17 protein-coding genes are annotated in these 15,245 nt (G+C 71.0%); 5 read left to right on the top strand and 12 right to left on the bottom strand.

The window, feature by feature from the left end; all coding sequences use genetic code 11:
• Positions 1-13: 13 nt before the first annotated feature.
• From tatC to AC5L35_RS12785, 5 genes are all read right to left on the bottom strand, one after another.
• Positions 14-955, bottom strand: a complete 942-nt coding sequence (tatC, locus tag AC5L35_RS12805) for a twin-arginine translocase subunit TatC (RefSeq protein WP_495059858.1) — start codon at positions 953-955, stop codon at positions 14-16.
• A gap of 61 nt (positions 956-1,016) precedes the next feature.
• Complete coding sequence (gene tatA / locus AC5L35_RS12800; RefSeq protein WP_495059786.1) at positions 1,017-1,328, bottom strand: Sec-independent protein translocase subunit TatA; 312 nt, start codon at positions 1,326-1,328, stop codon at positions 1,017-1,019.
• A gap of 97 nt (positions 1,329-1,425) precedes the next feature.
• A complete protein-coding gene (locus tag AC5L35_RS12795; protein WP_495059785.1) occupies positions 1,426-1,614 on the bottom strand; it encodes a hypothetical protein in 189 nt (62 codons plus the stop codon).
• Positions 1,607-2,596, bottom strand: coding sequence for a helix-turn-helix transcriptional regulator (locus tag AC5L35_RS12790; RefSeq protein WP_495059784.1), 990 nt, complete (start codon positions 2,594-2,596; stop codon positions 1,607-1,609). The genes AC5L35_RS12795 and AC5L35_RS12790 overlap by 8 nt, the downstream gene beginning before the upstream one ends.
• Complete coding sequence (locus AC5L35_RS12785; RefSeq protein WP_495059783.1) at positions 2,593-3,645, bottom strand: helix-turn-helix transcriptional regulator; 1,053 nt, start codon at positions 3,643-3,645, stop codon at positions 2,593-2,595. Before AC5L35_RS12785 ends, AC5L35_RS12790 begins: the two co-directional genes overlap by 4 nt.
• Before the next feature lie 246 nt (positions 3,646-3,891).
• Here AC5L35_RS12785 and AC5L35_RS12780 point away from each other — a divergent pair, with 246 nt between their 5' ends.
• Positions 3,892-4,092, top strand: a complete 201-nt coding sequence (locus AC5L35_RS12780) for a hypothetical protein (protein ID WP_495059857.1) — start codon at positions 3,892-3,894, stop codon at positions 4,090-4,092.
• A gap of 15 nt (positions 4,093-4,107) precedes the next feature.
• Here AC5L35_RS12780 and pafA read toward each other — a convergent pair whose 3' ends face one another.
• The gene (gene pafA, locus AC5L35_RS12775; RefSeq protein ID WP_169398326.1) at positions 4,108-5,469 is read right to left on the bottom strand and encodes a Pup--protein ligase; all 1,362 of its coding nucleotides are present in this window, start codon (positions 5,467-5,469) and stop codon (positions 4,108-4,110) included.
• 224 nt (positions 5,470-5,693) lie between these two features.
• Between pafA and AC5L35_RS12770 the strand changes: the two genes are divergently transcribed.
• The 3 genes from AC5L35_RS12770 (at position 5,694) to AC5L35_RS12760 (ending at position 8,918) form a co-directional block, all read left to right on the top strand.
• Positions 5,694-7,241, top strand: coding sequence for a bifunctional phosphatase PAP2/diacylglycerol kinase family protein (locus AC5L35_RS12770; RefSeq protein ID WP_495059782.1), 1,548 nt, complete (start codon positions 5,694-5,696; stop codon positions 7,239-7,241).
• Positions 7,242-7,287: 46 nt separating this feature from the next.
• Positions 7,288-7,884, top strand: a complete 597-nt coding sequence (locus AC5L35_RS12765) for a TetR/AcrR family transcriptional regulator (protein ID WP_495059781.1) — start codon at positions 7,288-7,290, stop codon at positions 7,882-7,884.
• A 74-nt stretch (positions 7,885-7,958) separates the two neighbouring features.
• On the top strand, positions 7,959-8,918 hold the full coding sequence (locus AC5L35_RS12760; protein ID WP_495059780.1) for an SDR family NAD(P)-dependent oxidoreductase: 960 nt from the start codon (positions 7,959-7,961) through the stop codon (positions 8,916-8,918).
• Positions 8,919-8,951: 33 nt separating this feature from the next.
• Here AC5L35_RS12760 and AC5L35_RS12755 read toward each other — a convergent pair whose 3' ends face one another.
• The 5 genes from AC5L35_RS12755 to dop form a co-directional block, all read right to left on the bottom strand.
• Positions 8,952-9,332, bottom strand: a complete 381-nt coding sequence (locus AC5L35_RS12755; protein WP_495059779.1) for a VOC family protein — start codon at positions 9,330-9,332, stop codon at positions 8,952-8,954.
• An 81-nt stretch (positions 9,333-9,413) separates the two neighbouring features.
• A complete protein-coding gene (gene prcA / locus AC5L35_RS12750) occupies positions 9,414-10,280 on the bottom strand; it encodes a proteasome subunit alpha (protein ID WP_495059778.1) in 867 nt (288 codons plus the stop codon).
• Positions 10,281-10,337: 57 nt separating this feature from the next.
• Positions 10,338-11,195, bottom strand: a complete 858-nt coding sequence (prcB, locus tag AC5L35_RS12745) for a proteasome subunit beta (RefSeq protein ID WP_495059777.1) — start codon at positions 11,193-11,195, stop codon at positions 10,338-10,340.
• A gap of 62 nt (positions 11,196-11,257) precedes the next feature.
• Positions 11,258-11,455, bottom strand: coding sequence for a ubiquitin-like protein Pup (locus AC5L35_RS12740; RefSeq protein WP_169398320.1), 198 nt, complete (start codon positions 11,453-11,455; stop codon positions 11,258-11,260).
• Positions 11,456-11,582: 127 nt separating this feature from the next.
• Entirely contained in the window at positions 11,583-13,082 is a 1,500-nt protein-coding gene (dop, locus tag AC5L35_RS12735; RefSeq protein WP_495059856.1) for a depupylase/deamidase Dop, read from the bottom strand.
• An 81-nt stretch (positions 13,083-13,163) separates the two neighbouring features.
• Between dop and AC5L35_RS12730 the strand changes: the two genes are divergently transcribed.
• Positions 13,164-13,709, top strand: a complete 546-nt coding sequence (locus tag AC5L35_RS12730; protein ID WP_495059776.1) for an NUDIX domain-containing protein — start codon at positions 13,164-13,166, stop codon at positions 13,707-13,709.
• Here AC5L35_RS12730 and lpdA read toward each other — a convergent pair.
• Positions 13,699-15,105: a dihydrolipoyl dehydrogenase gene (lpdA, locus tag AC5L35_RS12725; protein ID WP_495059775.1), complete on the bottom strand. Its 1,407-nt coding sequence runs from the start codon at positions 15,103-15,105 to the stop codon at positions 13,699-13,701. The genes AC5L35_RS12730 and lpdA overlap by 11 nt on opposite strands.
• Positions 15,106-15,245 lie beyond the last annotated feature (140 nt).

Here is a 15,245-nt window from a genome sequence, read left to right as displayed (position 1 = left end):
CTGACCGGCCGGCTCAGGTGGCGTCCTCGACCCGGCGTGCGGCCTCGGACGCCGGGGTCACCTCGACCGGGCTGGGCCGGTCGATCGAGCTGGGCTCGGGGATCGTGCTCGGGGTGATGTCCACCGAACTGGGAGTGGTGTCGATCGGGCTGGGGGCGTCGGGATCCCAGCTGTCCCAGCCCTCGGCGGCCCGGCGGGCGGCCCGGCGCTTGTCGTTGAGCCTCGTGATCTGGATGGCGATCTCGAAGAGCAGCACGAGGGCGAGGGCGAGCGCGAGCATCGAGATGGGGTCCTGGCCCGGAGTCGCGATCGCAGCGAACACGAAGAGAGCGAAGATCAGCCCTCGGCGCCACTCCTTGAGCTTGGCGTAGGAGATCACTCCGGCGAGATTGAGCATCACCACGAGCAAGGGGATCTCGAAACTGACCCCGAAGATCAGCAGCAGCGCGATGATGAATCCGAAGTAGTACTCACCGGTGAGCGCGGTGGTCTGGACCTCGTCGCCGATGCTGAGCAGGAAGCTCAGACCCTGGGTGACCACGAAGAAGGCCAGCACCGCCCCGAACACGAACAGCACCGCCGCGACGGAGACGAAGCTCAGCGCGTAGCGCCGCTCCTTCGCGTAGAGACCGGGGGTGATGAACCCCCACAGCTGGTACAGCCACACCGGGCAGGCCAGCACGATGCCCGCCGTCATGGCGACCTTGAGCCGCAGGTTGAACTGGTCGAACGGACCCGTGGCCAGCAGCGTGCAGGCGTTGGGGTCGGCACTGAACTGGCCGCGCGAGGTGGCCGGGATGGCGCAGTAGGGCTCCTTGAGCAGGTCGCCGAGGCTGGGCAGACCGAAGAAGCTCATGCCGTACCAGATGTAGCCGACGATCGTGGTGATCGCGATGGCCACAAGGGCGATGGCGAGGCGGTTGCGCAGCTCATAGAGGTGCTCGATGAGCGTCATCGTGCCGTCGGGGTTCTTCGGCCGCCTGCGCAGCAAGGAGAATCTGGCCACCGTGCTGGGGCTACTGCCCGGTGGTGGTGGGGCCCGGCTGGGTGGCGCGGGTGCTCTCCGGCCGGGTGTCCTGGACCGGGGTGGTCTGCGGGGCCGGCTGCGCCGTGGGAAGGGCCGCGGGCGCGGTGGGCGCTGCGGCGGGCTTCTCGGTGGTGGCGTCGGGGGCGGGTGTGTCGTCGCCCTTCATGCCCTTCATCTCACCCTTGAACACGCGGGCGGACTGTCCGATGGAGCGGGCCATGTCCGGCAGTCGTTTTGCACCGAACAAAAGCACCAAGATCCCGATGAGGATCACGAACTCCCAGCCGCCGAGGCTCGGCATGATTCTCGTCCTTCCGCCGTGGACACGTGAGGGGGAGTCTACGCCGCCCGGAACGCCCGATCCGGGCGCGGCCCGTGTCGAACGCAGTGGTCGTCACTCATTCGTGACGGTGTTGCCGGGCGTTCACCAACTGCTGCAGAACCGCCACCCGCGCACCCGTGTCGTCGCGAAGCGCGGTGCTCGCGCGCCGCAGCCGTCGCACCGGCCGCAGCGCCAGCAGCACCACGAGCACCAGCACCACGAGACCGGCCGCGACCGTCACCAGTGCGGGCAGGATGTCAGTCACCGTTCGTCGTCCCGTCCTCGTCCACATGCCGGCCCGCCGCGGCGGCCAGTGCCTCCCGGGCCCGGGCTGCCACGGCGTCGACCAGCTCCGGCGGCTCCAGCAGCCGCGCGCCCCCGCCGAGCCCCAGTACCAGCCGCACCAGCCACGCCGGGTCGGCATAGCGCAGCAGCACCCTGACCCGGCCGTCGTCGAGCTCCACGACGTCGTCGACGGGGTAGTACTCGGCCACCCACCGGGCCTCGGGCTCGAGCAGCAGCACGGCCGACCGGTGTTCCGCGCTCGGGCGGAACAGGCCCTCGGACACGTCGGCGGGCTCGGCCTCCGGTGGCGGCGCCGCGGGCTCGTCGAGCTCCTCGACCTCCTCCACCCGGTCCAGCCGGAACATCCGGACGGCCTCCGCGCCGCGGCACCAGGCCTCCAGGTAGCCGCGGCCCTCCACGATCAGCAGCCGCATCGGGTCGATCGTGCGCTGCGAGACCGCGTCGCGTCCGGCCGTGTAGTAGACGATGCGCAGCGCGCGCCCCGCGGACAGCGCCTCCCGCACGGCCGCGGTGGTGGCCGCCTGCTCGTGCGGCAGGTCGACGGCCACCCCGACGTGCCCCGCGTCGCCGACGGCCCGCTCGATCTTCGCGGTGGCCCGCTGCACGGCCGCCGTGTCGACCATGCCGGGCATCTCGGCCAGCGTGCGCAGCGCCACGAGGAGGGCCGTGGCCTCGGCGGTGGTGAGCCGCAACGGGCGCTGCATCCCGGCGTCGTGGGTGACGGTGACGGTGTCGCCCGCGAACGAGAGGTCCACCAGGTCGCCAGGGCCGTATCCGGGGAGGCCGCACATCCAGAGCAGCTCGAGGTCGCGGCGCAGCTGGCGTTCGGTGACACCGAAGTCGGCGGCGACCTCGGCGACCAGGACCCCCGGCCGGGCCAGCAGGTAGGGCACGAGCGACAGCAGCCGCGGCAGCCGCTCGGTGACCCCGCCGGTGCTCACCGCACCGTCCCGGCCCGGTCCGGTCGCCGGGTGCGGCCGGCGGGCCCCAGCACGGCCGCACCAGCGGTGTCGTCGCGGGAGTGGGCCGCCGCTGCGGCCGCCCAGTTGCCGCGGACCGCCTCCGCGAGGCTCTCCGGGCCGAGCACCACCACGTCGGGGCCGTGGCCCGCGAGCCAGCGGGCGACGGTGTCGACGCTGCGCAGGTCGAGCTCCAGCTCGTCGCCTGCCCGGCCACCGTGGGAACGCGGCCCGATCACCCTGGCCAGCCTGCGCAGCCCGGGTGCCCTGCCGTCGGCCACCCACACCCTGGCGGTGCCGCTGACCGCAGGCGGGTCGACGTTGTGGCGCACCATGGCCATGAGGTCGATGTCGGCGGGCACGGTGACGGCACCGGCCGGGCCGATGGGCGTGACGGACTCACTGATCCGCGACACCCGGAACGAGCGTGGTGCGTTGCGGTCGCGGTCGTGGCCCACGAGGTACCACCGCCCCCGCCAGGACACGACGCCCCACGGCTCGACGATGCGGCGCTGCAGGGCCCCGCCCGGGCCACCGCGGCGGTGCTGGAACATGACCACGCGCCCCGAGCGCACGGCGGCGAGCAGCGGCCCGAACGCCGGCTCGGTGGTGCGGACCCGGGGCTGCACGCGGCCCTGGTCCTCGTCGACCTCGACGCCTGCGGCACGCAGCTTGACCAGGGCGCTGTGGGCGGGCGCCGCGAGGTCGGGGGAATCCCACAGCCGGGCCGCGAGCGCGACGGCGGCCGCCTCGTCGGGCTCGAGGTCGATGTCGCCCAGCTCGTAGTCCTGACGCGCGATCCGGTAGCCGTCGACCGTGTCGAAGCTCGAGAGGCGGCCGGTCTCCAGCGGCACGCCCAGCTCGCGCAGCTCGTTCTTGTCGCGCTCGAACATGCGGAAGAAGGCGTCGTCGCCGCGGGCGTCGGCGTAGCCGGGCACGATCTGGCGGATCCGCTCGGCCGGCAGGAACTGGCGGGTGGACAGCAGGCAGAGCACCAGGTTCACCAGACGCTCGGCCCGTGCAGAGGACACGTCGGCATCGTACGGCCGGTGTCGCCCCCGCCGTGGGCGACCGGCGCAACCTGGTCGGGTGTCTCAGCTTGCGACACCCGGGCCCTTGACCGGGCAACCCACCCGAGCCCACGCTCGGCTGACCACCATCGGACCGGAAGAGGCACCGTGAACGACAGTGTCGATGCAGACCGCAGTGCCCATGAACGCACTGTTCATGATCAAAGTGCCCATGATCGCGGCGTCGAGACGTTCAACCCGTGGACCGTGGTCAACCTCGTGTTCCACCACCTCGCCGACCAGGGTCTGCACCCCGTGCTCGGCGAGGCGGGTGACCCTGCGGTGCCCGCCACGGCGCTGCTCCGGGCGTTCGGCATCGAACCCGGACGCAACGACGAGAGCGTGACCTCCCCGATCGTGCAGGACGAACTGGCCAAGCTGCGGGCCACGATGTTCGGCGAGCAGTAGCCCGGGGGCCAGTGGCTACAGCGAGGCGATCAACCGGTCCACGCGCTCGTCGACCGACCGGAAGGGGTCCTTGCACAGCACGGTGCGCTGCGCCTGGTCGTTGAGCTTGAGGTGCACCCAGTCGACGGTGAAGTCGCGCCCGGCCGCCTGGGCGGCGGCGATGAAGTCGCCGCGCAGCTTGGCCCGCGTGGTCTGCGGCGGGGTGTCCTTCGCGGCCTCGATCTCGCCGTCGTCGGTGACCCGGTCGACCATGCCCTTGCGCTGCAGCAGGTCGAACAGCCCGCGGCCACGCCGGATGTCGTGGTAGGCGAGGTCCAACTGGGCGATGCGCGGGTTGGCGAGGTCCATGTCGTTGCGCTCGCGGTACCGCTCCACCAGGCGGTGCTTGATCGCCCAGTCGATCTCCCGGTCGATGAGCGACAGGTTCTGCGACTCGACAGCGTCGAGCGTGCGGCCCCACAGGTCGAGCACCCGCTGCATCGTCGGGTCCTCGGTGCCGCGGGTGGCGACGTGCTCGACCGCGCGGCTGTAGTACTCGCGCTGGATGTCGAGCGCGCTCGCCTCCCGCCCGCCCGCGAGCCGCACCGTGCGCCTGCCGGTCAGGTCGTGGCTGATCTCGCGGATCGCGCGGATCGGGTTGTCGAGCGTGAAGTCCCGGAACTGGACCCCGGCCTCGATCATCTCCAGCACGAGGGTGGCCGACCCCACCTTGAGCAGGGTGGTGACCTCGGACATGTTGGAGTCGCCGACGATCACGTGGAGCCTGCGGTAGCGCTCGGCGTCGGCGTGCGGCTCGTCGCGGGTGTTGATGATCGGGCGCGAGCGCGTGGTCGCCGAGGACACGCCCTCCCAGATGTGCTCGGCGCGCTGCGACAGGCAGTACACGGCGCCGCGCGGGGTCTGCAGGACCTTGCCGGCACCGCAAATCAGCTGGCGGGTGACCAGAAAGGGCAGCAGTACGTCGGCGATACGGGAGAACTCCCCGGCCCGGGCGACCAGGTAGTTCTCGTGGCACCCGTAGGAGTTGCCCGCCGAGTCGGTGTTGTTCTTGAACAGGTAGATGTCGCCGCCGATGCCCTCGTCGACGAGCCTGCGCTCGGCGTCGACGAGCAGGTCCTCGAGGATCCGCTCACCGGCCTTGTCGTGGGCGACGAGCTGGGTGAGGGAGTCGCACTCCGCGGTGGCGTACTCAGGGTGGCTCCCCACGTCGAGGTAGAGCCGGGCACCGTTGCGCAGGAAGACGTTCGACGAGCGCCCCCACGACACGACCCGGCGGAACAGGTAGCGAGCCACCTCGTCGGGCGAGAGACGCCGCTGTCCGTGAAAGGTGCAGGTGACCCCGAACTCAGTCTCCACACCGTAGATCCGCCGCTGCATCCCCTCAGCGTAGGCGGAGAAACCCCCCTCATGTCATGGCTGTGACAGACCGGTTCGGGTGGGTCGTCCGGGTAGTTCTACCGATGTTGTGCTGACACTGCGCCATTAGCGTTGCTCCGCAGGCGGCCCGTCGAGCGTTGGGGGGTGTTCGGCGGGCCGCCTGGCCAGCGTCGCCGGGCCCGGGGCGTCCGGCGGGAGCACGAACGCCTGCGTAGTGTCGGCCCGTGATTTCCTGGTTCCGGCGGGCCGCCGACGAGGTGAACGATGCTGATCGCGCCATCTCACGGGCGATCTCCTCGATGTCTCCGTCGCCGCTCGACACGGCGATGAAGGGCGTGTCGACCGCCGCCAACCACAGCCTCCTGTGGTTCGCCATCGCCGCGCTCCTGGCGTCGCGCCGGGGGGCGAGCCGCAAGGCCGCGGCCCGTGGCCTGCTCGCCATCGCGGGGGCGAGCGGCACGGCCAACGCGTTGCTCAAGCCCGTGCTGCCCCGCAGGCGCCCGGCGGCGGCGGAGCTGCCCGCCTACCAGACCATCGACAACCCGCCGACCTCGTCGTCGTTCCCGTCGGGTCACGCGGCCTCGGCTGCGGCCTTCGCCACCGCCGTGGCGCTGGAGAGCCCGCGCCTCGGGCTCGTGATGGCCCCGCTGGCGGCGTCGGTGGCCTACTCGCGGGTGCACGTGGGCGTGCACTGGGGCTCGGACGTGCTCGCCGGCGCCGCCGTCGGCACGGGCGTCGCGCTGGCCACCCGCCGCTGGTGGCCGGTGCGGCCCATCGACGAGGCGAGGGCCCGTCCCCTCGACACGGTGCCGGAGCTCCCGCGCGGCGAGGGCCTGGTGATCGTGTCCAACCAGCGGTCGGGCGACCAGGAGTACGACCCGGCGAGCGAGCTGGAGGCGGCGCTCCCGAAGGCCGTGGTGCTGCGCGCCGACCCGGACCGCGACCTCGACGAGCAGCTCGACGCCGCCGTGGCCGAGCGGGAGGACTGGGTCCGCGCGATCGGGGTGGCGGGCGGCGACGGCACGGTGGCGGCCGCAGCCGCGGTGGCAGGGCGGCGCAACCTGCCCCTGGTGGTGGTGCCCGCCGGCACGCTCAACCACTTCGCCCGCGACGTCGGCATCTACGACATGCAGGAGGCGGTGGACGCCACCGGCGCCGGTGAGGCCGTCGCCGTCGACCTCGGCCTGATCGACGTGCACCCCGAACCCGGAGACGACCCGGACACCGAGCAGATCGACCGGCTGCGCTGCTTCATCAACACCGCGAGCCTCGGCTCCTACCCCGACCTCGTCCGGCTGCGGGAGAAGTGGCAGCCACGGTGGGGCAAGTGGCCCGCCTTCGCCGCGGCACTCGTGGTGGTGCTGCACCGCGCCGAGCCCGTCGAGATCAAGATCGACGGCAGGTGGACGTCGGTCTGGTTCCTGTTCGTCGGCAACGGGCCCTATCACCCGCGAGGCGCGGTGCCGGCGTGGCGGCCCTCCCTCGACTCCGGACTGCTCGACGTGCGCTGGTTGCGAGCCGACGTGCGGTTCTCCCGGCTGCGAGCCATCACCGCGCTGCTGCTCGGCGCGCTCGGGCACAGCCGCGTGTACCACCAGCGCGAGGTGGCAGAGTTCGAGGTCGAGCTCACGGTGCCCGGAATGCTCGCCACCGACGGCGAGGTCGTCGAGGAGGCCGGGCGGTACCGGTTTCGCGTCGCGAAGGACGCCATCCCGGTCTACCGGCGCCACGAGGACCGGTGGACGGGGCGCCACCGCCCCTTCGTCGGCTGAGTGGACGGGATAGACAAGTTGCGTCCAACTGTCTAAGTTGTTCATCGTGAGCAGTGCTGAAGCCACGCGTGAGCCGGGGGGCGGCGACCCCAAACGTCGTGCCGTCCTTGCGGCTGCTCTGGGCGTGTTCGGGCGGTACGGGTTCCAGAAGACGTCGATGGAGGCTGTCGCCAAGGCTGCGGGTATCTCCCGGCCGGGCCTGTACCTGCTCTTCCCGAACAAGGAGCAGCTCTACCGCGCCACGATGCAGGGCGTCATGGAACGCGCCCAGCACGCCATGGAGGCCTGCTTCGCCGACACGGCCCGGAGCGTCGAGGAGCGGCTCGTCGCAGGCCTGGACGCACTGATGGGCCCCTACATCGAGACCCAGGTCTCCCGGGACCTCGCCGAACTGTTGGAGAACAGCGAGCCGCAGCTGGGCTCGATGTTCGGCGACTACCAGGAACGCGGCCGGGTGACCATCAGTGCCCAGGTCGCCTCGTCGGCTCCGCCCGGCCTGCTCACCGGAGGGACGGACGCCGACGGCATCACCGACGTCCTCTACTCCGCCGCCCTGACCTGGAAGGGGAGCTCGGCCACCCGTGCCGAGTTCCGGGACCGGGTCGGCCACGCCGTCCGGCTGCTCTACCGGGTCGCGGACTGACCCACGTCTCCGGGGCTTCCGCCCCGGCTCTCACCCCCTCGCATCGATCCACCCCACACCCACGGAGTACAGCCATGCCCAGGATCACCACCCCCTTCACCGCACGGTCGAGCGCCTCCGAGGTGATCGCCGGTGTCGACCTGACCGGCAGGCGTGCCGTCGTCACCGGCGGCTCGTCCGGGATCGGCCTGGAGACGGTCCGCGCGCTGGCCTCGGCAGGGGCCGAGGTGACCCTGGCCGTCCGCGACACCGGCGCCGGCGAGCGCGCCGCTGCCGACATCCGGTCCACCACGGGCCGGGCGGACGTCCGCGTCGCTCACGTCGACCTGGCCGACCGCTCCAGCATCGCCGCCTTCACCGCGGGGTGGGCCGGACCCCTGCACATCCTCGTCAACAACGCGGGGATCATGGCGCTCCCTGAGCTCACCCGGACCGCGGAGGGCTGGGAGGCACAGTTCGCCACCAACCACCTGGGGCACGCCGCGCTGACCCTGGGCCTGCACGACGCGCTCGCCGCTGCTCAGGGCGGCCGGGTGGTCGTCGTCAGCTCGTCGGGGCACCAGCAGTCCCCGGTCGTCTTCGACGACATCCACTTCACCTCGCGGCCCTACGAGGCCTGGTCCGCCTACGGCCAGTCGAAGACCGCGACCATCCTGTTCACCGTCGCCATCGCCAAGAAGTGGGCGGCCGACGGGATCACCGCCAACGCGCTCCACCCCGGCGGCATCATGACCAACCTCCAGCGCCACCTCGACGACGCGCAGATGCGCTTCGTGGGCGCTGTGAACGAGCAGGGCGACCGCCTGGAGGTTCCCCCGGGCTGGAAGACCCGGGAGCAGGGCGCGGCCACGTCCGTCCTGCTGGCGGCCTCCCCCCTCGTCCAGGGGGTGACCGGGCACTACTTCGAGGACTGCAACGAGGCCGTCGTCATCACCGAGCGGGGCGACGGCATGAGCGGCGTACTCCCGTACGCCCTCGACGCGAACGACTCCGACCGGCTCTGGGAGGAGACGCTCCGGCTCCTCGGGCGCTGACCGTCCCAGCCGCGTCCCGTCGAAGGGACGCCGCTACTGCCCGCCGCTGCCGTAGGGCCGCGTGAGCACCTCGAGGTTGTGGCCGTCGGGCGAGGAGAAGTACATGCCCCGGCCGCCGTCGTTCGTGTTGTGTCCCGACTGCTGGTGCATCGGGTCGCCGTAGGTGGCGACCCCGCGCTCGCGCAGCTTGGCGGCGACGGCGTCGAACTCGTCCTCGCTGATCAGGAACGCGTAGTGCTGCGAGGCCACCTCGGCGGTGTCCATGAAGTCGAGGCTCACGCCGTTGTGCAGCTCCACCACGGCGAACGGCCCGAACGGCGCCGGGGCGGGCAGGCCGAGGACGTCGGCGACGAAGCGCGCCTCCGCGTTCTTGTCCCGGGCGGCGACGATGGTGTGGTTCAGCTCGATACTCATACGCCAAGCCTGCGACCTCGACCCGTGTTCAGGTCAAGGGCGCAGGCTCAGGCTGCCTACCGGATGCTGCTCCGAGGGAGGTCAGGAGCCGTTCGACGACGGGCTGTCGCCCTGCTTCTCCTCGCCGTCGACGGCACCGCTGGCGGCGGGCCCGTCATCGCCACCGGCCACCGTGGGGGCAGGCGGGGCGTCGACGGCGCGGTTCGCCTCGGGCAGCAGGTCACGCAGAACCTGCCCGGTGATCCGCCGGAACGTGCGACGGGTGCGGGTGCGGTCGAGGACCGCGACCTCCAGCGCGCTCGCTCCGAGCACCCTGGTCGCCTGCGCACCCCCGTTGCCCGCCGCGGGCGGCGAACCGGGGGCGGCGGCGGCCTGCAGGCCCTCCACGGCGATCCCGATGGCCTCCCCCAGCTCCAGCCCGGAGCGGTAGGTGTCCTTGAGCTTGGCGCTGATCGGGTCGGTGGTGCCGCCCATCACCACGAACTGCGGCTCGTCCGTGATCGAGCCGTCGTAGGTGATGCGGTACAGCTCGTCCGAGTCCGGGGTGTCGCCGACCGCGGCGAGGCACAGCTCCACCTCGTAGGGCTTCTGCTGCTCGACGAACGAGGTGCCCAGCACCTGGGCGTAGAAGTTGGCGAGCATCCGGCCGGTGACGTCGCGGCGGTCGTATGAGTAGCCACGCACGTCGGCCATCCGGATACCGGCGTTGCGCAGCGTCTCGAACTCGTTGTACCGCCCGACCGCGGCGAAGCCGATGCGGTCGTAGATCTCCGAGACCTTGCGCAGCGCGCTCGGGCGGTTCTCGCTGGAGCGGTTCTCGGCGACGAACAGCACGCCGCCGGTGTAGGTGAGCACGACGACGCTGCGGCCGCGGGCGATGCCCTTGCGCGCCAGCTCGGAGCGGTCGCGCAGCAGCTGGTCGACGGAGGAGTAGAACGGCATCGTCACGGGGCGGACTCCAAAGGCGTCGCAGGGGTGGGGAGCACGGCAGGCATGTCCGGCGAGCTATCCGCCGGGTCTCTCGGTGCGACCGGCGATGACCGCCCGGACGACCGACTCCATCTGCTCCTCGGAGCGGCGCACCGCCCCCTCCTCCGCGGTGATGCTCACGACCACCGGGTAGATCTTGCGGACCAGGTCGGGTCCACCGGTTGCGGTGTCGTCGTCGGCGGCGTCGTAGAGCGCCTCCACGGCCGTGCGCACGGCGCCGTCCAGATCGGCCTGCGGGTCGTAGAGCTTCTTCAGCGACGACTTCGCGAACACCGAGCCCGAACCCACCGAGTGGTAGCCGAGCAGCTCGTCGTAGCGGCCGCCGGTGGCGTCGTAGGTGATGATGCGACCGGCCTTCGCCGGGTCGGCGGCGTCCATGTCGTACCCGACGAACAGCGGCACGACGACGAAGCCCTGCAGAGCGGCGCCGAGGTTCTGCTGGATCATGCTCGCGAGCTTGTTGGCCTTGCCGTCGAGCGACAGCGGCACGCCCTCGATCTTGTCGTAGTGCTCGAGCTCGACCGTGAACAGCCGGACCATCTGCAGGGCGATGCCCGCCGAGCCCGCGATCCCGATCGACGAGTGCGAGTCGGTGATGAACACCTTCTCGATGTCGCGCTGTGCGATGACGTTGCCCGCCGTGGCGCGGCGGTCACCGGCGATGATCACCCCGTCCGAGAAGGTGAGCGCCACGATCGTGGTGCCGTGCGGCACCCCGAGACCCGCCCCGGCGGCCCCGGGCGCGAGGCCCTCGGGCATCCGGCCGGGCAGCAGGTGCGGCGCGTTGGCCGTGACGAAGTCGGTGAATGACGACGGGCCGGGCGCAAGGTACGCGCCCGGTCCCGAAGGGGCGACCGGCAGCCGGGGCTCCATGGTCAGGTGAGTGCCTCTCGTCGTGCGGGTGCTGGTGCTGGTGCTCTGGAGCGGCCGAGCGGCTACTGGCCGCCCTTCTGGACGTAGGCCCGGACGAAGTCCTCGGCGTTCTCCTCGAGAACGTCGTCGATCTCGTCGAGGATCGTGTCGACGTCCTCGCCGAGCTTCTCACGACGTTCCTGGCCGGCCGCCGCGGCGTCGCCGCCGTCCTCGTCGTCCCCGCCACCGCCGCCCTGACGCTTGGTCTGTTCCTGCGACATGGTGTCTCCTCTTCGCGCCTGCCCGGGACGCCGCGGTCAGCGACGTACCAGGGTCCGGTATCTGAACATTACCCAGCCGATCGGCGACACGCCCGCGATCAGAGCTATGCGGATGGGCGCGTCGCCATCAGCCCCGGGTCAGCGCCTCGACGAGCTCCTCTGCGGTACGCGAGTTGTCGATCAGCTCGCCGACGTGGCGACGGGTGCCCCGCAGCGGTTCGAGGGTGGGGATCCGTACCAGGGACTCGCGGCCCAGATCGAATATCACCGAGTCCCACGAGGCCGCGGCCACCTCGGCCGGGTACCGCTCGAGACAGCGGCCCCGGAAGTAGGCGCGGGTGTCGTCCGGCGGTTCGTGCATGGCGGCGACCACCTGCTCCTCGGTGACCAGCCGCTTCATCGACCCGCGCGCGACGAGCCGGTTGTACAGCCCCTTCGCCATCCGGACGTCGGTGTACTGCAGGTCCACCAGCTGCAGCCGGCCGGAGTTCCACGCCAGCCCGTCGCGTTCGCGGTAGCCCTCGAGCAGGCGCAGCTTGGCCGGCCAGTCGAGGCGGTCGGCGCAGTCCATGGGGTCGCGGGCCAGCGCGTCGAGCACCTCGCCCCACAGCTGCAGCACCTCGGCGGTGGCGTCGTCGACGTCGGCTCCCATCGTGTTCTCGACGTGCTTCTGCGCCTTCTCGAAGTAGGCGCGTTGCACGTCGACGCCGGTCATCTTCCGGCCGTCGGCCAGGTCGACCAGCGTCTTGAGCGACGGGTCGTGGCTGATGCGGTGCACGGAGCGCACGGGCTCGGAGAGCCGCAGCTCGTCGAACCGGACACCCTTCTCGATCATGTCGAGCACCAGCGCAGCGGTGCCGACCTTGAGCAGCGTGGAGTACTCGCTCATGTTGGCGTCGCCGATGATGACGTGCAGGCGGCGGTACTTGTCGGCGTCGGCGTGCGGCTCGTCGCGGGTGTTGATGATGCCCCGCTTGAGCGTGGTCTCGAGCCCGACCTCCACCTCGATGTAGTCGCTGCGCTGGGAGAGCTGGTAGCCCGCCTCGTCGCCCGACGCGCCGATCCCGACGCGGCCCGCGCCGCACACGACCTGCCGCGTCACGAAGAACGGCGTGAGGCCGGCAACGATCGACGGGAAGGTGGTGCTGCGCGCCATCAGGTAGTTCTCGTGGGAGCCGTAGCTGGCGCCCTTGTTGTCGACGTTGTTCTTGTAGAGCTGGATCCGTGGCGCGCCGGGAACGGTGGCCGCGCGCATCGCGGCCTCCTCCATCACCCGCTCCCCCGCCTTGTCCCAGATCACCACGTCGCGAGGGGTGGTGACCTCGGGGGTGGAGAACTCCGGGTGGGCGTGGTCGACGTAGAGCCGCGCGCCGTTGGTGAGGATGACGTTGGCGGCGCCGAGGTCGTCGAGCTCGGACTCGCCCGGGCTGTGCGTGGTGGGCGCGGACAGGTCGAACCCGCGCGCGTCACGCAGCGGCGACTCCACCTCGTAGTCCCACCGGGCACGGCGGGACCGTGGGATGTCCGCGGCCGCTGCGTAGGCCAGCACCACCTGCGTTGAGGTGATCACCGGGTTGGCGGTGGGGTCGCCCGGCACCGAGATTCCGTACTCGATCTCGGTGCCCATGATCCGGCGGGCCGTCACGGACGACCCTCGACGTGCGCTGTCATGGGTCGAGCCTAACCGCGGCCGGAGGATGATGGACGGATGCAGGCTGGCAGCCCCGCCGAAGAGGAGCCGGTAGCGGTGTACGACGCGTCCGGATCAGTGGTCGGGGTGGCTCCCCGTGGTGTGGTCTACCGGGACGGGCTGTGGCACGGAGCCACCGGAGTGCTCGTGCGGAGCATCGACGGCGACCGGGTCTACCTGCACCGGCGGTCCCCGGACAAGCTGATCTTCCCGAGCATGTACGACTGCTGGGCGGGCGGGGTCATCGGGCCCGGCGAGTCACCGGCGGCCGCCGCCGCACGCGAGCTGGCCGAGGAGCTCGGCATCGACGGCGTCGCCCTGATGACGCCCCACGAGCCCTTCGCCTACGAGGGCGGCGGCCTGCGGTACCACGTGTTCACCTACGAGATCCGCTGGGACGGCCCGCTGCGCCACCAGCCCGAGGAGATCGTGTGGGGCGCCTGGGTGACGCTCGACGAACTGCGCGCGCGGCTCGCCGACCCTCGGCGCTGGCCATTCGTCCCGGACGGCCGCATGGGCATCGAGCTGTGGCTGGCTGCCCGGGACGCCGGACTCACAGATTGATCATGTGCCCGGTGAGGCCGTGGAACGCCTCCTGGAGCGCCTCGCTCAAGGTGGGGTGCGCGTGCACGTTGCGGGCGAGCTCGAACGCGGTGAGGTCCCACTTCTGCGCCAGTGTCAGCTCGGGCAGCAGCTCCGTGACCTCCGGGCCGATGAGGTGCCCGCCGAGCAGCTCGCCGTAGGTCTCGTCCGCGACGAGCTTGACGAACCCGCCCGGCTCCCCGAGCCCCTGCGCCTTGCCGTTGGCCGTGAACGGGAACTGCACGACCCGGACCTTCCAGCCCTTCTCGTCCGCCAGCTCGCGGGCCTGGGCCTCCGTGTAGCCGAAGCTCGCCACCTGCGGGTTGCAGAACGTCGCCCGCGGCATCATCACGTACTCCAGCTCCTGGGTCTCGGCGCCGGCGATGGTCTCCGCCGCCACCACGCCCTGTGCCTCGCCGACGTGCGCGAGCATGAGCTTCGCGGTGACGTCACCGATCGCGTAGACGTGGGGCACGTTCGTCCGCATGTGGTCGTCGATCGCGATGGCGCCGCGCTCGGTGAGCTCCACGCCCGTGTTCTCCAGGCCGTATCCCTCGGTCCGGGGAGCGAACCCGATCGCCTGCATGACCTTGTCGGCCTTGAGTTCCTTGGTCTCCCCGTTCTGGGAGACGGTGACCGTGACCTGGTCGCCCGAGTCGTCGATCGACTCGACACGGGTGGAGGTCAGCACCTCGACGCCGTACTTGCGGAAGCGCTTGGTCAGCTCCTTGGAGACGTCGACGTCCTCCAGCGGGAGCAGCCGGTCCAGGAACTCGACGATCGTGACCTGTACGCCGTAGTTGCTCATCACGTAGGCGAACTCGATGCCGATCGCACCCGCCCCGGCGATGATGATGCTGCGGGGCAGCTCACTGCTGAGGATCTGCTCCTCGTAGGTCACCACTCGCTCCGACAGCGACGTGCCCGGGAGCAGCTTGGTGGTCGCGCCGGTGGCGATGATGACGTCATCGAAGGTGAGCGTCTCCGTGCCGCCGTCGGACAGGGCGACCTCGATCGTGGAGGCGTCGACGAACTTGCCCCACCCGTCGATCTCCCGGATCTTGTTCTTCTTCATCAGGTAGTGGACGCCCTTGACCCGGCCGTCGGCCACCTTGCGGCTGCGGTCGAACGCGGCGCCGTAGTCGAGGCTCACGTCCCCCGAGATGCCGAAGGTCTTGGCCTCCTTCGTCACCAGGTGCGCCAGCTCCGCGTTGCGCAGCAACGCCTTCGACGGGATGCAGCCGACGTTGAGGCACACCCCGCCCCAGTACTTCTCCTCCACCACCGCGACGCTGCGGCCCAGCTGGGCCGCACGGATCGCCGCGACGTAACCACCGGGACCAGCGCCGAGGACCACGACATCGACATGGGAAGCCATATAACGACTCTAGTGTCGCGGAAACGAGGTCGTCTTACCCGACTCCGGCGCCCAGACGGCGCCTCGCGGCGTTGTCGTCGGCGCCGATACAACACCGGTATCGGCGCCTCCTCCGCCTTGCGATCCATCCGTCTGGACAC

This window comes from Pseudonocardia sp. OZ21, from assembly GCF_059359135.1.
Note: the sequence above shows the minus strand (reverse complement) of the source record. Positions and strands in the feature narration are given on the sequence as shown.